Source organism: Pseudomonas sp. AD21 (assembly GCF_002878485.1).
Taxonomy (GTDB): Bacteria; Pseudomonadota; Gammaproteobacteria; order Pseudomonadales; family Pseudomonadaceae; genus Aquipseudomonas.
Window position 1 is genome coordinate 13,720 of sequence record NZ_NQYG01000003.1, and the last position, 22,693, is coordinate 36,412.

The 22,693-nt window shown below is 60.8% G+C and carries 20 protein-coding genes; 12 read left to right on the forward strand and 8 right to left on the reverse strand.

All coding sequences use genetic code 11. The annotated features are described in order from the left end of the window. Positions 1-66 precede the first annotated feature (66 nt). Entirely contained in the window at positions 67-2,553 is a 2,487-nt protein-coding gene (locus PseAD21_RS02280; protein WP_102354321.1) for a circularly permuted type 2 ATP-grasp protein, read from the forward strand. Further along, entirely contained in the window at positions 2,553-3,443 is an 891-nt protein-coding gene (locus PseAD21_RS02285; protein ID WP_102354322.1) for a transglutaminase family protein, read from the forward strand. Before PseAD21_RS02280 ends, PseAD21_RS02285 begins: the two co-directional genes overlap by 1 nt. Positions 3,444-3,652: 209 nt before the next feature. On the opposite strand, the gene PseAD21_RS02295 is transcribed toward PseAD21_RS02285, so the two are convergent. Together PseAD21_RS02295 and PseAD21_RS02300 are read right to left on the reverse strand one after the other, a co-directional pair. Next, positions 3,653-3,841, reverse strand: coding sequence for a hypothetical protein (locus tag PseAD21_RS02295; RefSeq protein ID WP_102354323.1), 189 nt, complete (start codon positions 3,839-3,841; stop codon positions 3,653-3,655). A 68-nt stretch (positions 3,842-3,909) separates the two neighbouring features. Beyond that, positions 3,910-4,497 (reverse strand): TIGR00730 family Rossman fold protein, encoded by a 588-nt coding sequence (locus PseAD21_RS02300; RefSeq protein WP_102354324.1) that lies wholly within the window; start codon positions 4,495-4,497, stop codon positions 3,910-3,912. 340 nt (positions 4,498-4,837) lie between these two features. Here PseAD21_RS02300 and azu point away from each other — a divergent pair, with 340 nt between their 5' ends. Continuing rightward, positions 4,838-5,284, forward strand: coding sequence for an azurin (gene azu / locus PseAD21_RS02305; RefSeq protein WP_025111837.1), 447 nt, complete (start codon positions 4,838-4,840; stop codon positions 5,282-5,284). A gap of 183 nt (positions 5,285-5,467) precedes the next feature. On the opposite strand, the gene nadE is transcribed toward azu, so the two are convergent. From nadE to PseAD21_RS02320, 3 genes are all read right to left on the reverse strand, one after another. Further along, positions 5,468-6,295: an ammonia-dependent NAD(+) synthetase gene (nadE, locus tag PseAD21_RS02310; protein WP_102354325.1), complete on the reverse strand. Its 828-nt coding sequence runs from the start codon at positions 6,293-6,295 to the stop codon at positions 5,468-5,470. A gap of 4 nt (positions 6,296-6,299) precedes the next feature. Then, complete coding sequence (pncB, locus tag PseAD21_RS02315) at positions 6,300-7,523, reverse strand: nicotinate phosphoribosyltransferase (protein WP_102354326.1); 1,224 nt, start codon at positions 7,521-7,523, stop codon at positions 6,300-6,302. A gap of 227 nt (positions 7,524-7,750) precedes the next feature. Further along, entirely contained in the window at positions 7,751-8,653 is a 903-nt protein-coding gene (locus tag PseAD21_RS02320) for a LysR family transcriptional regulator (RefSeq protein ID WP_102354327.1), read from the reverse strand. Between the two features lie 165 nt (positions 8,654-8,818). On the opposite strand from PseAD21_RS02320, the gene PseAD21_RS02325 reads away from it, so the two are divergent. From PseAD21_RS02325 to PseAD21_RS02370, 9 genes are all read left to right on the forward strand, one after another. Beyond that, positions 8,819-10,309: an aldehyde dehydrogenase family protein gene (locus PseAD21_RS02325; protein ID WP_102354328.1), complete on the forward strand. Its 1,491-nt coding sequence runs from the start codon at positions 8,819-8,821 to the stop codon at positions 10,307-10,309. A gap of 158 nt (positions 10,310-10,467) precedes the next feature. Then, positions 10,468-11,751, forward strand: coding sequence for an FAD-binding oxidoreductase (locus PseAD21_RS02330; protein ID WP_102354329.1), 1,284 nt, complete (start codon positions 10,468-10,470; stop codon positions 11,749-11,751). Between the two features lie 368 nt (positions 11,752-12,119). Next, positions 12,120-13,253 (forward strand): ABC transporter substrate-binding protein, encoded by a 1,134-nt coding sequence (locus PseAD21_RS02335; protein ID WP_064117213.1) that lies wholly within the window; start codon positions 12,120-12,122, stop codon positions 13,251-13,253. A 242-nt stretch (positions 13,254-13,495) separates the two neighbouring features. After that, positions 13,496-14,410: a branched-chain amino acid ABC transporter permease LivH gene (locus tag PseAD21_RS02340; protein WP_102354330.1), complete on the forward strand. Its 915-nt coding sequence runs from the start codon at positions 13,496-13,498 to the stop codon at positions 14,408-14,410. 3 nt (positions 14,411-14,413) lie between these two features. After that, positions 14,414-15,715 (forward strand): high-affinity branched-chain amino acid ABC transporter permease LivM, encoded by a 1,302-nt coding sequence (gene livM / locus PseAD21_RS02345; RefSeq protein WP_102354331.1) that lies wholly within the window; start codon positions 14,414-14,416, stop codon positions 15,713-15,715. Next, a complete protein-coding gene (locus PseAD21_RS02350) occupies positions 15,712-16,584 on the forward strand; it encodes an ABC transporter ATP-binding protein (RefSeq protein WP_102354332.1) in 873 nt (290 codons plus the stop codon). Before livM ends, PseAD21_RS02350 begins: the two co-directional genes overlap by 4 nt. Then, the gene (locus tag PseAD21_RS02355; RefSeq protein ID WP_025111825.1) at positions 16,581-17,297 is read left to right on the forward strand and encodes an ABC transporter ATP-binding protein; all 717 of its coding nucleotides are present in this window, start codon (positions 16,581-16,583) and stop codon (positions 17,295-17,297) included. Before PseAD21_RS02350 ends, PseAD21_RS02355 begins: the two co-directional genes overlap by 4 nt. A gap of 885 nt (positions 17,298-18,182) precedes the next feature. Further along, the gene (locus PseAD21_RS02365) at positions 18,183-18,947 is read left to right on the forward strand and encodes an SDR family oxidoreductase (protein ID WP_102354333.1); all 765 of its coding nucleotides are present in this window, start codon (positions 18,183-18,185) and stop codon (positions 18,945-18,947) included. 174 nt (positions 18,948-19,121) lie between these two features. Next, a complete protein-coding gene (locus PseAD21_RS02370; protein ID WP_102354334.1) occupies positions 19,122-20,027 on the forward strand; it encodes a cation diffusion facilitator family transporter in 906 nt (301 codons plus the stop codon). Positions 20,028-20,150: 123 nt separating this feature from the next. Here PseAD21_RS02370 and PseAD21_RS02375 read toward each other — a convergent pair whose 3' ends face one another. The 3 genes from PseAD21_RS02375 to ureG all read right to left on the reverse strand — a co-directional run bounded on the left by PseAD21_RS02375 (position 20,151) and on the right by ureG (position 22,680). Beyond that, positions 20,151-21,284: an AGE family epimerase/isomerase gene (locus PseAD21_RS02375; protein ID WP_102354335.1), complete on the reverse strand. Its 1,134-nt coding sequence runs from the start codon at positions 21,282-21,284 to the stop codon at positions 20,151-20,153. Positions 21,285-21,465: 181 nt separating this feature from the next. Beyond that, positions 21,466-22,038 (reverse strand): HupE/UreJ family protein, encoded by a 573-nt coding sequence (locus PseAD21_RS02380; protein WP_102354336.1) that lies wholly within the window; start codon positions 22,036-22,038, stop codon positions 21,466-21,468. Positions 22,039-22,065: 27 nt separating this feature from the next. Continuing rightward, positions 22,066-22,680 carry an urease accessory protein UreG gene (gene ureG, locus PseAD21_RS02385; RefSeq protein WP_102354337.1) on the reverse strand — a complete coding sequence of 205 codons (615 nt, stop codon included), beginning with the start codon at positions 22,678-22,680 and terminating at the stop codon, positions 22,066-22,068. Positions 22,681-22,693 lie beyond the last annotated feature (13 nt).

Genomic DNA, 22,693 nt, shown 5'->3' on the forward strand with positions numbered 1-22,693 from the left:
TTCGTATATCCGCGCGTCATGTGCCTGCGTTAGTCTGACCGTTCCCTGCTGTCTGCCGAGCTTTCCATGCCTGACCTGCTAGACCGCTACCCGCGCACTGCGGGCACTTATCACGAACTGCTGGATGACAGCGGGGAAGTGCGCGCGCATTGGCGGCGGCTGTTCGATCAGTTACAGCGCAGCAGCCCTGCGCAACTGGTGCAGCGTCAGGCGTTGCTGGCCCGACAGATCCAGGAAAACGGCGTCACCTATAACGTTTATGCCGACCCCAAGGGCGCTGACCGGCCGTGGGAACTGGATCTGTTGCCGCACGTGATCGCCGCTGATGAGTGGCAGCAGTTGTCCGCCGGGATCGCCCAGCGTGCGCGCCTGCTCAACGCGGTGCTGGCCGATCTTTATGGTCCGCAGCGGCTGATCAGCGAAGGGTTGCTGCCGGCGGAACTGGTCTTCGGTCATAACAATTTTCTCTGGCCTTGTCAGGGCATTGCGCCGCCTGAAAAGGCCTTTCTGCATCTGTACGCCGTGGACCTGGCGCGCACGCCGGACGGACGCTGGTGGGTGACTGCAGATCGCACCCAGGCGCCGTCGGGGGCCGGTTACGCGCTGGAAAACCGCACCATCGTCTCCCGCGCCTTTCCCGAGTTGTACCGCGACCTGAAGGTGCAGCACCTGGCCGGATTCTTCCGCACCCTGCAGGAAACCCTCGCACGTCAGGCGCCCTGTGACGACGACGCGCCGCTGGTGGTGCTGCTGACGCCCGGGCGTTTCAACGAAAGCTATTTCGAACATCTTTATCTGGCGCACCAGCTCGGTTATCCACTGGTGGAGGGCGGCGACCTGACGGTGCGCGACGCCACGGTGTATCTGAAGACCCTCAGCGGCCTGCGCCGGGTGCATGCAATCATGCGTCGGCTCGACGATGACTTCTGCGATCCGCTGGAGCTGCGCACCGACTCGGCACTCGGTGTACCCGGGTTGCTGGAGGCGGTACGTCAGGGCCGGGTGCTGGTGGCCAATGCCTTGGGCAGCGGCGTGCTGGAATCACCGGGATTGCTCGGGTTTCTGCCGAAGATCAATCAGTATCTGTTCGGCGAAGAGCTGATTCTGCCGTCCATCGCCACCTGGTGGTGCGGTGAGGCGCCGGTGCTGGCACAGGCGCTGGAAAAACTCCCGGAGCTGCTGATCAAACCGGCGTTCCCCTCACAAAGTTTTGCGCCAGTGTTGGGCCGGGATCTGAGTGAACAACAGCGCCAGGCGCTCGCCGAACGCATGCAGGCCCGGCCCTATGCCTACGTGGCGCAAGAGCTGGCGCAGCTGTCCCAGGCGCCGATCTGGCAAGCCGAGGACGGCCAGTTGCAACCGCGGGCCATCGGCATGCGCATGTACGCGGTGGCCAGTCGCGACGGCTATCGCGTGCTGCCCGGTGGCTTGACCCGAGTCGCCGCCGAGGCCGATGCCGAAGTGGTGTCGATGCAGCGCGGCGGAGCGAGCAAGGACACCTGGGTGCTGGGCGAGCGCCCGCCGAGCGGCGAACAATGGAAAACCCAGCGCAACGTCGGCGTGCATGACCTTGTCCGGCGCGACCCGTACCTGCCGTCGCGGGTGGTCGAAAATCTGTTCTGGTTCGGTCGTTACTGCGAGCGTTGTGATGACAGTGCGCGATTGCTGCGGATCATGCTTGCGCGCTATGTCGACGGCGACGACCCGCAAGCCTTGCAGGCGGCGGTCGAACTGGGCGAGCGCCTGATGTTGCTGCCGGAGGAGGGCGAGCTGCCGGAGCGCTTGCTGGCAGCGCTGCTTGGCGAAGACTGGTCGTTCAGCCTGCGTTCCAACCTGCAACGCTTGCAGTGGGCCGCTTCACAGGTGCGCGGCAAGCTCTCGCGGGAGAATTGGCAGGCCTTGGTGGAGTTGCAGCGCGAAGCCATGGAGCTGGACACCGACGCGCCGGACTTCGGCGAGTTGCTGGATTTTCTCAACCGCCTGGTGATGTCGCTGGCGGCGCTGTCCGGGTTTGCCCTGGACGACATGACCCGCGACGAAGGCTGGCGCTTCCTGATGATTGGTCGGCGCATCGAGCGCCTGCAGTTTCTCAGCAGCAGCCTCGCCGCATTCCTGCGCGGTAGCGCCGCGTTCGATCAGGCCGGGCTGGAGTGGTTGCTGGAGCTGGGCAACAGCAGCATCACTTACCGTTCCCGCTATCTGGCGGTGGCGCAGTTGATCCCGGTGCTCGACTTGTTGCTGCTCGACGAACAGAACCCGCATGCGGTGTTGTTCCAGTTGAAACTGGTGACCCGCACGCTGAAGCGCTTGAACGATGATTTCGGCGTGCCCCGCGAGGCCGGATTGCCGCAACTGGTCGAGCGCCTGGCGCGTTTTGATCTGGGTTGTCTGGAAAACGCGCTGTTCGGCGAATCCAGCGTGCGCGCCGCACTAGATGGCCTGGCGGACTTGCTGCACGACATCGCCGAGGCCAGCGGGCAAGTCTCGGATCGTCTGGCCCTGCGCCACTTTGCCCATGTCGATGATGTCAGCCAGCGTACGGTGTCCGTCTGATGAATGCGCATTACCAGATCTTCCACGACACCTGTTATCACTACGACAGCCCGGTGTCGCTGGCGCAGCAATTGGCGCACCTGTGGCCGCGTGAGTGCACATGGCAACGCTGCACCGAGCAGCAATTGCTGATCAGCCCGGACCCGACAGCGCGCCGCGATGAGCTGGATGTGTTTGGTAATCCGTTGACCCGGCTGGCCTTTGAGCGCCCGCACGATGAATTGCAGGTCAATGCGCAGCTCACCGTTGAAGTGCTGGCGCGACCGGCGCTGGATTTCAATCAGTCGCCCGCCTGGGAGCTGACGCGTTATGCGCTGACCTACAGCAGTCAGCCGTTGTCCGCTGAGCTGCTCGAAGCCTGTCGTTATCGGTTTCAGTCACCTTATGTGCATCTGAAGCGCAGCTTTGTCGAGTTCTCCGAAAGCTGCTTCTCGCCCGGTCGGCCCTTGATGCTCGGCGTGCAAGCCTTGATGCAGAAGATTTTCAGCGAGTTCACCTTCGATGCCGAGGCCACTCAGGTGGCGACGCCGCTGGTGGAGGTGCTGGAGCGCCGGCGCGGCGTGTGTCAGGACTTCGCCCATCTGATGCTCGCCTGCGTGCGTTCGCGGGGGCTGGCGGCGCGTTACATCAGCGGTTATCTGCTGACCCAGCCGCCGCCGGGGCAGCCACGGCTGATCGGTGCCGATGCGTCGCATGCCTGGGTGTCGGTGTTCTGTCCGGTGTTGGGCTGGGTGGATTTCGATCCGACCAACAATGTGCAGCCGGCGCTGGAGCACATCACGCTGGCGTGGGGCCGGGACTTTTCTGATGTGTCGCCGTTGCGGGGGGTGATTCTGGGCGGCGGCAGTCACGACCCGGAAGTGCGGGTCACCGTAATGCCACTGGATTAACAAAGCTTAAACAGTAGGAGTGAGCCTGCTCGCGATAGCGGTGTGTCAGCAGCAAATATTTCAACTGACACACCGCTATCGCGAGCAGGCTCACTCCTACAGGGGAATTTTTGGGGAGGCGAAAAGGGGGGCTGTGAGGGCCGGCAGTGCAACCGCCAGCCCCGTCACAAATCCGCAGGGTCTGATTCGATCATCAAACCCGGTGGGGCTCAGGCGTCGGGCGCCTGATCTTTCGGTGCATCAACATCAACAGCATCGTCGTCAGTCGCCACTTCACCGTCAGGGTTCAGTGCCGCTTCTTCAGCCATTTGTTTCTTGCGCTGAAGCTTTTCCTCTTTCTTCTGCTCCTTTGCCAGGTCTCGTTGACGTTTGGCGAAGGAGTAATTGGGTTTGGCCATGGGCGATCCTCTTGGGTCGAAGGTGAGGTTGAGCGGCGCGTATTCTGCCCTGTATCGGTGCCTGGCGGTTAGCCGGGTTTTTGGTCTACCCACTTGGGGGTGACGGTCGGCTTCCACTGATCGAGAGCATCGAGCAGGGTTTGTGGCGATTCGCTCACTTGCAGCATGTCACGGTGTGGCGCGCGAACGAAGCCTTCGCCGACGATATGGTCGAGAAAAGCCGTGAGTTTGCTGTAAAAACCGTTCACTTCCAGCAGGCCCAGCGGCTTGCCGTGGTAGCCGAGCTGGCCCCAGGTCCAGACTTCGAACAGCTCTTCCAGCGTGCCGAGGCCACCGGGCAACGCGACGAACGCATCGCTGAGTTCGGCCATGCGTGCCTTGCGCGCGTGCATGCCGTCGACCACTTCGAGGCGGGTCAGGCTTTTGTGGCCGATTTCCTTGTCCATCAGACTTTGCGGAATGATCCCGATCACTTCACCGCCAGCGGCCAGTGCGGCGTCGGCGACAAGCCCCATCAACCCCACGGCGCCACCGCCATAGACCAGGGTCAAGTGGCGCTCGGCCAGTGCGCGGCCAAGGGCTTTGGCGGCCTCGGTGTAAGCCGGATCAGTGCCGGCGTTGGCACCGCAAAATACACAAACGGATTTGAGAGACATGCCTTCCTCCTGGGTCAATCCGTCACAGGGTAATGGCTGGCACGCGTTGATCCAAGGGCTAAACTTCGCGCTCTGGCGATTCAAAGGTGCCGCTGGCGCCACAGGCGTAGGCGGCGAGCAAACTGCACAACAGACCGTTAAAGAACATGACAGGCACTCCGTCTCAGTAGATGCGCCGATCATAGGGCCGGCCGTTGAGTCTGGCCGGTAGATTGTTTCGATGAGTGTCATAGTCTGGAAGTTGTATACAATTTTTGACTCAAGTCATATGAACTTGCGAAGATTTCAGGCAGTCTTTCCACCATTCGTGTTTTTGTTAACCCTGCCTTGGAGATTCACCATGTTTTCCAAAGTTGTTGCGGTATCCCTGCTGGCGCTGGCCAGCAGCCAATTGATGGCTGCCGAGTGCAAAACCACCGTTGACTCCACCGACCAGATGTCCTTCAACACCAAGGAGATCGTGATCGACAAGAGCTGCAAGACCTTCACCGTCGAGCTGACCCACTCCGGCAGCCTGCCGAAGAACGTCATGGGCCATAACCTGGTCGTCAGCAAAACCGCTGACATGCAGCCGATCGCCACTGACGGCCTGGCCGCAGGCATCGACAAGAACTACCTGAAAGACGGCGACGAGCGCGTTATTGCTCACACCAAGATCATCGGTGCCGGCGAGAAAGACACACTGACCATCGACGTATCGAAGCTGGCCGCTGGCACTGATTACGGCTTCTTCTGCTCGTTCCCGGGCCACATCTCGATGATGAAAGGCACCATTGCTGTCAAGTAAGCAGGTTTACCGCGTCATCGTTCTTCGCGAGCAGGCTCGCTCCCACAGGTTCTGTGTCTGACACCTGAAACCCTGTGGGAGCGAGCCTGCTCGCGAAGGGGCCATCAGCATCGACAGATGACCTGGCCAAAGAAAAGCCCGCAGAGGATCACTCCTCAGCGGGCTTTTTCATTCCATCAGCGATCAAGGCGCGAACGGCATGACACGCTTGTGATGGGTCTTGTTGTAGGTCGCGACGATGATGTCGAACGCTTCCTGGCGCACCGGCTCGCCGTGCAGGAACGCGTCGATCTCGGCGTAGGTCACGCCGTGGGACGCTTCGTCCGGCTTGCCCGGCGACAGGTCTTCCAGATCCGCCGTCGGAATTTTCTCGACCAACGACTCTGGTGCACCAAAGCTGCGCGCAATCGCCCGGACCTGGTTTTTCACCAGACCGCTGAGCGGCGCCAGATCACAAGCGCCGTCACCGAACTTGGTGAAGAAACCCATCACCGCTTCCGCCGCATGGTCGGTGCCGATCACCAGACCGTGCGCCGCGCCAGCGATGGTGTACTGGGCGACCATGCGCATCCGCGCCTTGGTGTTGCCCAATACGAAATCCACCGACACCGCATGCTTGCCTTCGAACGCCGCGACTTCACTGGCCAGCGACTTCACCGCCGGGCCGATGTTGACGGTGTGGCGCTCATCCGGGGCGATGAAGTCCACCGAAGCTTGTGCGTCGTGCTCATCGAACTGGGTTTCGTACGGCAGGCGCACGGCAATGAACTTGTAGCTGTGGTCACCGGTGCGCTCGCGCAGTTCGCGCATGGCGCGCTGGGCCAAGAGGCCTGCGGTCAGCGAGTCAACACCGCCACTGATGCCCAGCACCAGGGTCTTGAGGCCGGAATTGACCAGGCAGTCCTGGATGAAGGTGATGCGCCGGGCAATTTCCGCTTCGAGGGCCTGGTGGCCGGCGAATGGCGGTTGGACCTTGAGCTGTTCAGCAATCTCACGCTGTACGGCTTGCATGAATTCACTCCTTGCTAGATAGACTGGAAACGGCAGGAACCTGGAAAACGTGTCGCAAATAGGCGACAAAGTTGGGGTCTTTACAGTGAGTCTTGCCGGGCTCGTCGGAGATCTTCGCCACCGGCTGGCCGTTGCAGGCAGTCATTTTAAGCACGATGCTCATCGGTTCGACACCCGGAATGTCACAGGTCAGGTTGGTGCCGATGCCAAAGCTGACGTTGATCCGACCGTGCAGCGCGCGGAAGATCTCCAGCGACTTGGGCAGGCTCAGGCTGTCGGAGAACACCAACGTCTTGCTCATCGGGTCGATGCCGAGCTTGTGGTAGTGGGCGATGCATTTTTCGCCCCACTGCACCGGATCCCCGGAGTCGTGACGCAGGCCATCGAAGAGCTTGGCGAAGAACAGGTCGAAGTCGCCGAGGAAGGCGTCGGTGGTGATGCAGTCCGTGAGGGCGATGCCCAGCAGCCCCCGGTATTCACGCACCCAGCAGTCGAGGGCGGCGATCTGGCTGTCGATCAGCCGAGGGCCGAGTTGCTGATGAGCCATGATCCATTCATGGGCCATGGTGCCCAGCGGTTTCATGTCCAGCTCGCGGGACAGGTGCACGTTGCTGGTGCCGACGAAGCGCCCGGGGAAATCGTGCTTGAGCACGTTCACCACTTCTTCCTGCACGCGGTACGAAAAGCGTCGGCGGGGGCCGAAATCGGCGACCTGCAACTGCGCCAGTTCATCGGTCGAGGCGTTGGCGCTGAGCCAGTCGAACTTGCGATACAGCTGCTCACGCGCCTGTACCAGCTGGATTTCCCGGTAGCGATAGCGGTTGCGCACTTCGCTGACGATCGCCAGCAGCGGCACTTCGTACAAAATCACATGCAGCCACGGGCCACGTAGACGGATGAACAGTTCGCCGTTCTCGATCCCGGTGTGCAGATAGCGCAGGTTGAAGCGGAACAGTCCGAGAAAACGCAGGAAATCCGGTTTGAGGAAGCTGATGCGCTCCAGGAAACTCAACTGGTCGGCGCTCAGGCTCAGTTCGGCCAGACGCTCGACCTGATAACGGATCTCGGCCAGGTATGGGCGCAGATCTTCGCTGTTACGGCAACGAAACTCCCATTCGACTTCGACGTTGGGGTAGTTGTGCAGCACCGCCTGCATCATCGTCAGTTTGTAGAAGTCGGTGTCGAGCAGGTTCTGCACGATGCGATCGGCAAACACACTCTCGCTCATAAACGGGGTCTCCAGGTGCACCGCGCATGGCGCGGTATCAAACAATGGTGCTAGTGGCGCATATCAGCGGTGGGGATTGCCAGCAATATTTGGCAGGTGAAGATCATTTGTGGTGAGGGGATTTATCCCCGATGGGTTGCGCAGCGACCCCAAAAATTCAAGAGTGACGACTGCTGCGCAGTCGATCGGGGATAAATCCCCTCACCACAAGTTTGTGTTTCGGTCTGTTAAGCAGCAGGGCTGTCGATCTGTTCCAGCATCCACTTCACAAAATCCCGAACCTTCGGCACCTCCGCCGCATGCTCCGGGTAGGCCAGGTAATAGGCGTCGGAACTGGGCATTGCATGCTGCCAGGGAATGACCAGTTTGCCGTCGGCCAATTCCTCCTCCACGAGAAACCGTGGTAACAGCGCCACGCCGCAGCCGACCTGAGCGGCACGGATGCACATATAAAAGGTTTCGAAGCGCGGCCCGTGGTAGCTGTGTTCGGTGTGGTAACCCTGACTGTCGAACCAGTCGTGCCACGCCTGCGGGCGCGAGGCGTTTTGCAGCAGTACCAGGTCGGTCAGTTGCGTCGGGTCGGTGAAGGGCGTGTCCGGCAGACTGCCCGGCGCACAGACCGGCACCAGCTCTTCGCCGAACAGCTTCAGGCACTCGGTGCCGGGGCGTGAACTCTGGCCGAAATAGAACGCCAGATCGCTGCGCCCTTGCAGCAAATCATCGGCCTCCTGCTCGTTGCACAGATCCAGATGGATCGACGGATGGCGCAGGCGCCAGCCTTTCAGGCGCGGTACCAGCCAGCGGGCGCCGAAGGTCGAGGGCGTAGAGACGCGCAGGACTTCGGTCTCGCCGCCGTAGGAACGCAGGTAATGCGTTGACATTTCCACCTGGGTGAGGATTTTTCGGACTTCCACCAGGTACAAATTCCCGGCCGGGGTCATCTGCAAGCGACGACGAACACGACGGAACAACAAGTGCTGGAGCAATTCCTCAAGCTGCGCCACTTGCTTGCTGACAGCGCTCTGGGTCAGGTTCAGTTCCTCGGCGGCCCGGGTAAAACTCAGGTGCCGGGTCACGGCCTCGAAGCACTGCAACGCGGTGATCGACGGCAGGTGGCGTTTATTCAGCATGGGTGATCCCTTTTTCTTGTCTTTCTATGCGCAGCATGAATAAACGGAATGATATCTCGCGTAAAGGTCGTTTGTTGCCTCGCCGGTCTGACGCTACAACTAAAGGCCTGCCCGGTCGTGAACATTCGACCGCACACATTCAGTTTTTCGCTTGAGGAGTGACCCATGGTTGCCGCATTGCTTGATCGTCTTGGTGTGAACCCGGCCCTGTACCAGAACGGCAAAGTGCCGGTGCATTCGCCCATCGATGGCAGCCGCATCGCCGCCGTGAACTGGGAAGGCCCGGCCGAAGTCGAGCAGCACATCAGTCGCGCAGATCATGCGTTCGAACAATGGCGCAAGGTGCCGGCCCCGCGTCGCGGCGAGCTGGTGCGTCAGTTCGGCGAAGTGCTACGCGAATACAAGGCCGACCTCGGCGAGCTGGTGTCGTGGGAAGCGGGCAAGATCACCCAGGAAGGTCTGGGTGAAGTGCAGGAGATGATCGACATCTGCGACTTCGCCGTCGGCCTGTCCCGTCAACTTTACGGTTTGACCATCGCCTCCGAGCGCCCGGGCCACCACATGCGTGAAACCTGGCATCCGCTGGGCGTGGTTGGCGTGATCAGTGCGTTCAACTTCCCGGTCGCGGTGTGGGCGTGGAACACCACGCTGGCGCTGGTCTGCGGCAACCCGGTGGTGTGGAAACCGTCGGAGAAGACTCCGCTGACCGCACTGGCTTGCCAAGCGCTGTTTGATCGCGTGGTGAAGAATTTCACCGATGCTCCAGCAAACCTGTGCCAGGTGATCATTGGTGGTCGCGATGCCGGCGAAGCGCTGGTGGATGACCCGCGTGTGGCGCTGATCAGCGCCACCGGCAGCACCCGCATGGGCCGCGAAGTGGCGCCGAAAGTCGCCGCACGTTTTGCCCGCAGCATTCTGGAACTGGGCGGCAACAACGCGATGATCCTCGGCCCGAGCGCCGATCTGGACATGGCTGTACGCGCCATTCTGTTCAGTGCGGTCGGCACTGCCGGTCAACGTTGCACCACGCTGCGTCGTCTGATCGCCCATGAATCGGTGAAAGAAGAGATCGTCACCCGCCTCAAAGCCGCGTACGCGAAAGTGCGCATCGGCCATCCGCTGGAAGGCAATCTGGTCGGTCCGCTGATCGACAAACACAGCTTCGAAAACATGCAGGATGCGCTGGAGCAGGCGTTGAGCGAGGGCGGTCGGGTGTTCGGCGGCAAGCGTCAGCTTGAAGCGCAATTTCCCAACGCCTACTACGTATCGCCGGCGATTGTTGAAATGCCGGAGCAGAGCGATGTGGTCTGCAGCGAAACCTTCGCGCCGATCCTCTACGTGGTCGGTTACAGCGACTTCCAGGAAGCGCTGCGCCTGAACAACGCTGTACCGCAAGGCCTGTCGTCATGCATCTTCACCACTGATGTGCGCGAGGCCGAGCAGTTCATGTCGGCGGTCGGCAGCGACTGCGGCATCGCTAACGTCAACATCGGCCCGAGCGGCGCGGAAATCGGCGGCGCGTTTGGTGGCGAGAAGGAGACCGGCGGTGGCCGCGAGTCGGGCTCCGACGCCTGGCGCGCGTACATGCGCCGCCAGACCAATACCGTGAACTACTCGCTGGAGTTGCCGCTGGCGCAGGGCATCACCTTCGACTGACAGGTGGAGATCGATCGTTCCCACGCTCTGCGTGGGAATGCCTCACCGGACGCTCCGCGTTCGCTTCTGGGACGCAGAGCGTCCCTGACTGCGTTCCCACGCAGAGCGTGGGAACGATCATTTTGCAGTGTTTGGCAGGTTTCTGTTGGAGTCTGGCAATGCCGTTACGCGAAGAATGTCTGTGGGAAAAACTCACGCCGCAAAGGCCGGATAACACCGCGCTCAAGGGTGAAGTCAAAGTCGATGTCTGCGTGATCGGCGCCGGGTTTACCGGCTTGTCGGCGGCGCTGCATCTGTTGGAAAAGGGCAAGAGCGTCTGCGTGCTGGAAGCGCATCGCGCGGGCCATGGCGGTTCCGGGCGCAACGTCGGGCTGGTCAACGCCGGCATGTGGATCCCGCCGGACGAGATCGAGGCCGGGTTTGGCGAGGCCGTTGGCAGCCAGCTCAACCGCATGCTCGGAGCGGCGCCGGCGCTGGTGTTCAGCCTGGTGGAGAAGTACAACATCGATTGCCAGTTGCGCCGCGAAGGCACCCTGCACATGGCGCACAATGCCAAGGGCGAGGCCGATCTGCGCAGTCGCGAGCAACAATGGAAGCGCCGTGGCGCACCGGTCGAACTGCTGACCGGCAAGGCCTGCCAACAAGCCACCGGCACGCAGAAGATCGCTGCGGCATTGCTCGACCGCCGCGCCGGCACCCTCAACCCGATGGCCTATGTCACCGGGCTGGCCAATGCGGTGAAAGGCCTGGGCGGGCAGATGTTCGATCACTCGCCGGTGACCCGACTCGAACGCCAGGGCCAGCAATGGTCGGTGCAAACCGAACAGGGCTCAGTGCTTGCCGAACAAGTGGTGATTGCCTCCAACGCCTACACCGAGGGCGACTGGACCGAACTCAAGCGCAACTTCTTCCCCGGTTATTACTATCAGGTCGCCTCGGTTCCGCTGACCGAAGACGCTGCCCAGGAAATCCTCCCGGGCGGGCAGGGCTCGTGGGATACGCGGCAGGTGCTGAGCAGCATTCGCCGCGACAAGGACGGCCGTTTGTTGCTCGGCAGTCTGGGCAACGGCAATCAGAAACCCACCTGGTTTCTCAAGGCCTGGGCCGACCGGGTGCAGCAGCACTACTTCCCCAACCTGAAACCGGTGGAGTGGGAATGCACCTGGACCGGGCGCATCGCCTTTACTCCCGATCACCTGATGCGCCTGTTCGAGCCGGCGCCTGGCCTGGTGGCTGTCACCGGTTACAACGGTCGCGGCGTGACCACTGGCACTGTGGTCGGCAAGGCCTTCGCCGATTACCTGTGTCACGGCAATCCTCAAGCCCTGCCGATCCCCTTCGCACCGATGCAGCCCTTGGCCGGCGTCGGCTTGCGCAGCTGCCTTTATGAGGCGGGTTTCTCGCTGTATCACGCGGGCCAGTGCCTGCGCATCGTCATCTGAGTGTTGAATTATGTTGCCGGAAGCGGCGCTTTTCGATGCAGCGACTAGCCTGTAATGGTGCGGGTTGTAGCAGTCCCGCACCAGCAGTGTGCAGTTCGGTGACGCGAGCTGTTACAGGCTGGTTGCACGTCGTTTGGTGCCGCGGTTGCAATGATGGCGCAAGCGGGTTGCGCCTCAGATTTAAAAAGGTTTCACCTTCCGCGGTTTAGACGGTTGCACGCCCAATGAAAATGGGAACGAAACAGTCGAAATAACAAGAAAGCAGCGACTTTTTGAAGAATAAAAAACCGATGGCACGGCGCTTGCTCAGAGCATTCAGTGAAGTGAAGTCGCAGTGCCAACTAAAAAAAACCTTGGAGCACCACCTCATGTCCCAGACGTTTTACAAGAAAGGCTTTCTGGCCCTCGCAGTTGCTACTGCGCTGGGTGTTTCTGCGTTTGCTCAAGCTGATGTGAAAATCGGTGTAGCGGGTCCAATGACTGGCGCCAACGCGGCATTTGGCGAGCAGTACATGAAGGGTGCACAGGCAGCGGCGGACGCGGTCAATGCGGCAGGCGGCGTCAACGGCGAGAAAATCGTACTGGTCAAGGGCGATGACGCCTGCGAACCGAAACAGGCTGTAACGGTCGCCAAGGACCTGGTCAACCAGAAGGTTGCCGGTGTGGTCGGTCACTTCTGCTCCTCCTCCACCATCCCCGCCTCGGAAATCTACGACGAAGCCGGCGTCATCGCGATCACTCCGGGTTCCACCAACCCGCAAGTGACCGAGCGCGGCCTGAGCGCCATGTTCCGTATGTGCGGGCGTGACGACCAGCAAGGCATCGTGGCCGGCGACTACATCGTCGATGTGCTCAAGGGCAAGAAAGTCGCCGTGCTGCACGACAAGGACACCTACGGTCAGGGCCTGGCCGATGCGACCAAGGCTCAGCTGGAAAAACGTGGCGTGAAGCCGGTGCTGTATGAAGGCCTGACCCGTGGCGAGAAAGACTTCAGTGCCGTGGTCACCAAGATCCGTGCGGCCGGTGCCGACGTGGTCTACTTCGGCGGCCTGCACCCGGAAGCCGGGCCGCTGGTCAAGCAACTGCGCACCGAAGGCCTGAAAGACGTCAAGTTCATGTCTGACGACGGTATCGTCACCGACGAACTGGTGACCACCGCCGGTGGCCCGCAATACGTTGACGGCGTGCTGATGACCTTTGGCGCCGACCCTCGTCTGCTGCCAGAAAGTAAAACCGTTGTGGATGCTTTCCGCAAAGCCGGTACCGAGCCTGAAGGCTACACCCTGTATGCCTACGCATCGGTCCAGACCCTGGCGGCCGCCTTCAACGGCGCCAAGTCCAACAGTGGCGAGAAAGCCGCCGAGTGGCTGAAAGCCAATCCGGTGAAAACCGTGATGGGCGAGAAGGCCTGGGACAAGAAGGGCGACCTGAAAGTCTCCGACTACGTGGTTTACCAGTGGGACGCGACAGGCAAATATCACCAGCTGGAAAAACAGAAGTAAGGGCTGACGCGATCAGCTGATCCCCCACCGATCCAATGTGGGAGCGAGCCTGCTCGCGAAGACGGAATGACTGCCAACACATGTGTTGAATGATCGACCGCTTTCGCGAGCAGGCTCGCTCCCACAGGGACGGTGTGGGATGGGCTGATCGTGGCTGACATTGCTCCGACGTAAATCTGTATTTTTCCTAGAAGAACCGCCCGCCCACCGGGGGGCAGGTTCTCATTGCGTGAGATTGCGTTATGGATGGTATTTTCCTGCAGCAACTGGTCAACGGCCTGACCCTCGGGTCGGTCTATGGCCTGATCGCCATCGGCTACACAATGGTCTACGGCATCATCGGCATGATCAACTTCGCCCACGGCGAGGTTTACATGATTTCCGCGTACCTCGCGGCAATCAGTCTGGCTCTGCTGGCTTACTTCGGTATTGAATCCTTCCCGCTGTTGATGCTCGGCACGCTGGTCTTCACCATCGTCGTCACCGGCGTTTATGGCTGGGTGATCGAACGCGTCGCCTACAAACCTCTGCGCAACTCCACCCGACTGGCACCGCTGATCAGCGCCATCGGTATCTCCCTGATCCTGCAAAACTATGCCCAGATCAGCCAGGGCGCCCGCCAACAGGGTGTTCCAACGCTGCTCACCGGTGCCTGGCGTGTCGACGTCGGCAGCGGTTTCGTTCAGTTGACCTACACCAAGATCTTCATTCTGGTGGCCGCATTTGTCGGCATGGGCCTGCTGACCTACGTGATCAAGTACACCAAGCTCGGCCGTATGTGCCGCGCCACCCAGCAAGACCGCAAGATGGCTTCGATCCTCGGGATCAACACCGACCGGGTGATTTCCTACGTGTTCATCATCGGTGCGGCGATGGCGGCCCTGGCCGGCGTGCTGATCACCATGAACTACGGCACGTTCGACTTCTACGCAGGCTTCGTCATCGGCATCAAGGCGTTCACTGCCGCGGTGCTCGGCGGGATCGGCTCACTGCCCGGCGCGATGCTTGGCGGGATCATTCTCGGGATCTCCGAGTCGCTGTTCTCGGGCCTGGTCAACTCCGACTACAAAGACGTGTTCAGCTTCTCGCTGCTCGTACTTGTTCTGGTCTTCCGGCCTCAGGGTCTGTTGGGCCGTCCTCTTGTGTCGAAGGTGTAAGCGATGTCTTCAACCACTCAAAAAAACATCGATATCAAAAAAAGCCTGGTTGAGGCGATTCTGGCCGGCCTCATTGCGCTGATCGTGTTCGGCCCGATTGTCGGCGTCGTGCTCGACGGCTACAGCTTCAAACTCGAACCGACCCGCGTCGCGTGGATCATCGGCATCGTCATGCTCGGCCGCTTTGCCCTGAGCCTGTTTCTGCAGACGCCCAAGGGCCTGAAGATTCTCGACGGATTCGAGAGCACCGGTTCCGGTGTGCATGTGCTGCCTGCCGATCACAAATCCTCCCTGCGCTGGGTCATCCCGCTGCTGATTGTGCTCGCGGTCATCGTGCCGTTTGTCTCCAACTCCTATTTACTGGGCGTGGTCATCCTCGGGTTGATCTACGTGTTGCTGGGGCTGGGGCTGAACATCGTGGTCGGCCTCGCTGGTCTGCTCGATCTCGGTTACGTGGCGTTCTACGCCATCGGCGCCTACGGTCTGGCGCTGGGTTATCAATACCTCGGGCTGGGCTTCTGGACCGTGCTGCCGCTGGCAGCGATCACTGCGGGTCTGGCTGGTTGCATCCTCGGCTTCCCGGTGCTGCGCCTGCATGGCGACTATCTGGCGATCGTGACCCTGGGCTTCGGTGAAATCATTCGCCTGATCCTTAACAACTGGCTGTCGCTGACCGGCGGCCCGAACGGCATGCCGGCACCGCTGCCAACGTTCTTCGGTCTGGAATTCGGCAAACGGGCTAAGGATGGCGGGGTGCCGTTCCACGAGTTCTTCGGCATCGCCTACAACCCTGACGTGAAGTACTACTTCATCTACGCGGTGTTGTTCCTGGTGGTACTGGCCGTGCTGTACATCAAGCATCGCCTGGTGAAGATGCCGGTAGGCCGGGCCTGGGAAGCCTTGCGTGAAGACGAAATCGCCTGTCGCTCGATGGGCCTGAATCACGTGCTGGTCAAGCTTTCGGCGTTCACCATCGGTGCGTCGACGGCAGGTCTGGCCGGGGTGTTCTTCGCCACCTATCAAGGCTTCGTCAATCCGACCTCGTTCACCTTCTTCGAATCGGCGCTGATCCTCGCCATTGTGGTGCTCGGCGGCATGGGCTCGACCATCGGTGTGGTGATCGCGGCGTTCGTGCTGACGGTGGCCCCGGAACTGCTGCGCGGTTTCGCTGAATACCGCGTGCTGCTGTTCGGCATCCTGATGGTGTTGATGATGATCTGGCGACCACGAGGGCTGATCCGCATCAGCCGTACCGGGGTCACTCCACGCAAAGGTGCCATTCACTACGAGAGGACTGCGCCATGAGTGAAGTCGTACTCTCTGTGGAAAAACTGATGATGCACTTCGGTGGCATCAAGGCCCTGAGCGATGTCAGCCTCAAGGTCAAACGCAATTCGATCTTCGCCCTGATCGGCCCCAACGGAGCGGGCAAGACCACGGTGTTCAACTGCCTGACCGGGTTCTACAAGGCCTCCGGCGGCAAGATCGAACTCAACGTGCGCGGCAAGCAGACCAACGTCATCAAGCTGCTGGGCGAGTCGTTCAAACCGACCGATTTCGTTTCGCCGAAATCCTTCCTCAGTCGCCTGTACTACAAGATGTTCGGTGGTACGCATCTGGTGAACCGTGCTGGCCTGGCCCGGACGTTCCAGAACATTCGCCTGTTCAAGGAAATGTCGGTGCTGGAAAACCTGCTGGTGGCCCAGCACATGTGGGTCAACCGCAACATGCTGGCCGGCATCCTCAATACCAAGGGCTACCGCAAGGCCGAAAGCGACGCGCTGGATTGCGCGTTCTACTGGCTGGAAGTGGTCGATCTGGTGGACTGCGCCAACCGCCTGGCCGGTGAACTGTCCTACGGCCAGCAACGCCGTCTGGAAATCGCCCGGGCCATGTGCACGCGACCGCAGATCATCTGCCTCGACGAACCGGCCGCCGGCCTCAACCCTCAGGAAACCGAAGCGCTGAGCGCGATGATCCGGCTGCTGCGTGACGAGCACGATCTGACCGTGGTGCTGATCGAACACGACATGGGCATGGTAATGAGCATTTCCGACCACATCGTGGTGCTGGACCACGGCGTCGTCATCGCCGAGGGCGGCCCCGACGCTATCCGTCACGATCCGAAAGTGATTGCCGCCTACCTGGGCGCCGATGAAGAGGAACTGGTATGACCCGACCGATCCTCGAACTCAAAGACCTCGACGTGTTCTACGGCCCGATCCAGGCCCTCAAAGGCGTGTCGCTGCAGATCAACGAAGGAGAAACCGTCAGCCTGATCGGCTCCAACGGCGCGGGAAAATCCACGCTGCTGATGTCGATCTTTGGCCAGCCAAGGGCCGCGGGCGGGCAGATCCTCTATCAAGGCGTCGACATTACCCACAAGTCCTCGCACTACATCGCCTCCAACGGCATTGCGCAGTCGCCGGAAGGGCGGCGGGTGTTCCCCGACATGACCGTCGAGGAAAACCTGCTGATGGGCACCATCCCGATTGGCGACAAGTACGCCAAGGAGGACATGCAGCGCATGTTCACGCTGTTCCCACGGCTTGAAGAGCGCCGCACTCAGCGGGCGATGACCATGTCCGGTGGCGAGCAACAAATGCTCGCCATCGCCCGGGCACTGATGAGTCGGCCGAAGTTGCTGCTGCTCGATGAGCCGAGCCTGGGCCTGGCGCCGATCGTGGTGAAGCAGATCTTCGCCACCCTGCGCGAACTGGCGAAAACCGGGATGACGATCTTTCTGGTCGAGCAGAACGCCAACCATGCGCTGAAGCTGTCGGACCGCGCGTATGTGATGGTCAACGGCGAGATTCGCCTGACCGGTACCGGTAAAGAGCTGCTGGTGAACGAGGAGGTGCGTAACGCCTATCTGGGTGGGCACTGATTCTTCTTGAGTTGTCCACAAGCCCCGCGACGAAAGTCCCGGGGCTTTTTACATCTCGAACTCACCGCAAAACCTCCTGTAGGAGTGAGCCTGCTCGCGATAGCAGTGTGTTGGCCACCGCCGATGCTGAATGTATTACCGCTATGGCGAGCAGGCTCACTCTTGCGGTTGATCTGAGCCATTTTTCAGAATTGTGGAAAACAAATTCCCATAGCTGCCAAAGCGCGACATATAGACGCTGCAAATGGCTGTTTTTCCACAGTTTTGACTTGTCCCCGTTTGCTGTGGAGCTGGCTGTGAATAACGTGGGAGTAGCTGGCTGCAGCCCTTTTGAACCGTGGCCTGCAGGGTGGTGAGTGTTTTTTGATCAGGTGTTTTTTCTGGAGCGGATGACGTCGTTGTCAACCTTTTTATGCTGGTCGCAACCCAGGTGATTCGATGTGAGCAAGCCTGTGGATAAGTCTGTGACTAAACTCTGGAAAGACTGCGCTGAGGGCCGTAATTACTGGCCTCGCGCAATCACAGGGGTGACCGGTGGGTCGTGCAAAATGCCATGTCCGGCACAACTGCCGCTTCAGGGTCAAGCAAAAAACTTTCTATTTCCCGCGCAAAGCCTTGTGTGGCGTGGCTTTGCGCGTTTCCACTTGCCCCCGGAAACTGTGGAAGGGACTGTGGATAACGTGCGTGCACATGGCTACAGGCCACGCTGGCCGTGGTGTTGCTGTGGTTGGTCGTTTTTTGTACAGGGGGCGGCTGTAAAATGCTTTCTGAAACTTTTCCACAGCGCGCTTTGAAGCGGGTTGCCGGTCGCCGCGAGGCCGGGCATGCTGGCTGCTGATTTTCTATTTCAATGGCTGCGCTGGCGGCCGACGCAAGGAGAACACGATGTCCAACACCCTGTTTATCACCGGCGCGACTTCCGGTTTTGGTGAAGCCTGTGCCCGTCGTTTCGCCGAGGCTGGCTGGAAACTGGTGTTGACCGGTCGTCGTGCAGAACGTCTGAATGCCCTGTGCGCCGAACTGTCGAAGCAGACCGAAGTGCACGGCCTGGTGCTCGACGTACGTGATCGCAAGGCGATGGAAGAGGCGATCGCCAATCTGCCGCCATCCTTCGCCAGGCTGCGTGGCCTGATCAACAACGCCGGGCTGGCGCTGGGTGTCGATCCAGCACCGAAGTGCGACCTCGACGACTGGGACACCATGGTCGACACCAACGTCAAAGGCCTGATGTACGCCACCCGTTTGCTGCTGCCGCGTCTGATCGCCCATGGCCGTGGCGCGGGTATCGTCAACCTGGGTTCGATCGCTGGCAACTACCCGTATCCGGGCAGCCACGTGTATGGCGCGACCAAGGCGTTCGTTAAGCAGTTCTCGCTGAACCTGCGCTGCGACCTGCAGGGCACTGGCGTGCGCGTCAGCAACATCGAGCCAGGCCTGTGCGAAAGCGAGTTCTCGCTGGTGCGCTTTGCCGGTGACCAGGAGCGTTACAACGCGACCTACGCCGGGGCTGAGCCGATCCAGCCGCAGGACATCGCCGAGACCATCTTCTGGGTGATGAATGCGCCGGCGCATATCAACATCAACAGCCTGGAGTTGATGCCGGTGAGCCAGACCTGGGCGGGGTTTGCGATCGAGCGTAACAAAGCCTGATACCGTGTCATCGTTCTTCGCGAGCAGGCTCGCTCCCACATTGGAATGCATTTCAAAGTGGGAGCGAGCCTGCTCGCGAATAGGTCAAATCGGCCAAAACAGGACGATAGGGTAAACTCCCCTCGCAACAACCCCACCGCACCCTGCGGTTTTCAAGGTTTTCGAGGAGTTAAAGTGAGTAACCGAGGTGAGCAGGCGCTGCTCAAACAATCGACCATCCTGATGTTCGCGGTGTCGATCGCCGGGATCGTCACCGGTTTTGTTTCTGGTTCGCAATCCATCCTTTTCGATGGTTTTTTCTCGCTGATCGCAACCTTCATCAAAGTCCTGATGCTGATCACTGCCAGGCTGATCGCCAAAGAGAGCAATCATCGCTTCCAGTTCGGCTTCTGGCATCTGGAGCCGATGGTGCTGCTGATCGAAGGCAGTTTCCTGTTGTTGATCGCCATCTATGCGTTTCTCAATGGTGTGTTCGGCATCATCAACGGTGGCCGCGAGATCGAGCTGGGGCTGGTGATCATTTATGCGGCGGTGTTCACCGTCGTTGAATTCGCTTATTTCTTCTACGTGCGCCGACGCAATCGCAAGCTCAAATCCAGCCTGATCCAGTTCGATAACATCAGTTGGCTGGTGGACGCGATGCTCTCGGTCGGCCTGTTGATCAGCTTTCTTGCGGCGCTGCTGCTCAAGGCCCAGGGCTTTGGCGAGTGGGCGAAGTTTGTCGACCCGCTGATCCTGATCGTGCTGGCCCTGACCATGTTGCCGCCGGCGTTCAAGATCCTTGGCCCGGCGCTGCGCGATGTGCTGGGCATTGCCCCGGACACGCTGGATGACCAGGTACGGCAGGTGATGGAGGCGGCGAAGGTCGAGCATGGTTTCGACGATTACGTGACCTACGTGCAGAAGCACGGACGGGCGCGATTCATCGAAATTCATGTGGTGTTGCCGGCCGATTATGCGCTGAGCAGTGTGGGTCAGCTGGATGCGCTGCGTGAGGAGATTTCGGCCCAGTTGGGCGAGCCGGATGCGGCGCGCTGGTTGACCATCAGTTTTACTGGCGACAAGAAGTGGATTGCCTAGAGACCGTGTAATGGTTATTCGCGAGCAGGCTCGCTCCCACATTGGAATTGTGCCGGACACAATATTTGTGAACAGCACAGGTCAACTGTGGGAGCGAGCCTGCTCGCGAAAGCTTTCTGTCAATCAACGCAGATAGTCGGCCAGCCCGCTATAGCACGTCGCCAAGTGATACGGCGTCGTCGAAGGCATGTCCTTGCGGCTGACTTCACCCTGTTCATCCCGGCACTCATGCCAACCGCCCGTATGCAGAAACCGCTGCTGCAGCGCCTGCAACTGGCGCAGCACCGCAGTTTCGCTGTCCGGACGCAACGTCAGGGCGCGCAGGTATTCCGCCTGCGCCCAGATGCGCTGCGTCGAATCCTTCGGTCGTCCATCCAACTGTAGATCAAGCATCGCCCGCACCGCACCTGAAGGCTGTTCAACGCCGAACTGTTCGGTGAAGGCGAATGCCCGGTCCAGCGCCGCGTGCAGTTTCGAGGCGCGCAGCAATGGCGAAGATTCGAGCAGGAAATACCATTCGAACTGATGGCCCGGTTCGTACCAGTTATCCACAGCGCCCAGCGGTTTCTCCATCAGCACGCCATGCTGCGGATCGACGAAGTGCTTGTGCATGGCTGTGCATAACTCGAACAGCGCTTGCTGCGTCGGCGCGTCTTCGCGCACGGCGAGGGTGGCGAGGAACGCTTCGGCCAGGTGCATCAGCGGGTTTTGCAACGGGCCGGTTTGCAGAGTGATCCAGTCGCGGTCCAGGCACGCCTCGTACAAGCCATCGCCGGTGGCGAAGCGCCGGGCGATGACTTCAAGTGCGGCATTGAGCGTAGATTCCACCAACGGCTCGTGGGACTTGGCCCAGTAATGGGCACAGGCGAACAGGATGAAGGCGTGGGTGTAGAGGTCTTTGCGCTGATCCAGCGGCTTGCCTTGTGCATCGATGCTGTAGAACCAGCCACCGTACTCGGCATCGTGGAAGTGCCGTTGCAGCGAGCGGAACAGTGTGGCGGCGCGCACATCGGCGTTATCCACAACCCCGATCAGGCTGGAAAACAGGTACAGCTGCCGTGCGCAGGCCATCGCCCTATAGCGTTGGGGCGGCAGCGGCTGGTGTGCGGCGTCCAGTGCTTCGTAGGGCAGCGCCATGTCGGCGTTCCAGCCCGGGCCTTGCCAGAGCGGCACGATCACGTTCAGAAAGTGCTGTTGCACGTCGCTGAACAGGGCGGTCAATTCGGGCAGGGAGGTGGAGCGGGAAGCATGGGGCATTGGCGGACGTCGTCACGGCTGGGGCGATTGCGCGACATGGTAGCAGAGGAGCGTCTGTTAGAGACGCGGTGTCTGTCAGTCCGCCTGCGCGAGCAAGTCTGCTCCCATAGTGGATTTGCAGCGTACACAAAACCTGTGGGAGCGAGCCTGCTCGCGAAGAGGCCAGTTCAGACGATAGAGATCAACCGGCCAGCAACCACGCGCCAGTCACTGCCGAAGCAGCGCCGGCCACTCGCACCAGTGGCGTAGCAGCCTGCGGCAGAAAACGAACCACCGCGTAACCCGCCGCATGCAGGGCAGCAGTCGCAGCGACGAAACCAGCGGCATACGCCCAAGGGCTGGTCATGTCCGGCAGCTCCAGGCCATGCGCCACTCCGTGGAACAACGCAAACAGCGCCGTCGCGACCACTGCCATCAGCAGCGGCGGACGCACGGCCAGCGCCACCGCCAGCCCCAGCGCCAGCACTGAGGCGGCAATCCCGCTTTCCAGCGCCGGCAGCTCAAGCCCTTCAAAGCCGAGCAGACCGCCGATCAGCATGGTGCCGACGAACGTGCACGGCAGCGCCCAACGTGCGGCGCCTTGCTGCTGCGCCGCCCACAGACCAACCGCGACCATCGCCAGCAAGTGGTCGAGGCCGCCGATCGGGTGGCTGATACCGGCGACCAGACCACTGTCGCCGTGGCCCGGGTGGGCGAAGGCCAGTGCCGGGGTCAGCAGCAGCGCCACGGCGCCGAGAATACGTTTGAGTGTCATGGATAAGCTTCCTTGTTGGTCAATGAATCAGGCAGCGTTCAGCAGGCCCTGGCGTTCGATGAAGGCGATGATCTCTTCCAGGCCCTGGCCGGTCTTCTGATTGCTGAAGACAAACGGCTTGCCGTTGCGCATGCGTTTCGTGTCGCTATCCATCATTTCCAGCGAGGCACCGACCAGCGGCGCCAGGTCGATCTTGTTGATCACCAGCAGGTCCGACTTGCAGATACCGGGCCCACCCTTGCGCGGCAGCTTGTCGCCGGCGGAAACGTCGATCACGTAGATGGTCAGGTCGGACAGCTCGGGGCTGAACGTCGCCGACAGGTTGTCGCCGCCGGACTCCACCAGAATCAGGTCCAGCCCCGGAAAACGCCGGTTCAGTTGATCGACCGCTTCGAGGTTGATCGAGGCGTCCTCGCGGATCGCCGTGTGCGGGCAGCCACCGGTTTCCACACCGATGATCCGCTCCGGGGCCAGTGCTTCGTTGCGCACCAGAAAGTCGGCGTCTTCGCGGGTGTAGATGTCGTTGGTGACGACGGCCAGGTTGTAGCGTTCGCGCAGCGCCAGGCACAGGGCCAGGGTCAATGCGGTCTTGCCGGAACCGACCGGGCCGCCGATGCCGACGCGCAGGGGTTGTGTGTTCATGTGCTTCTCCAAG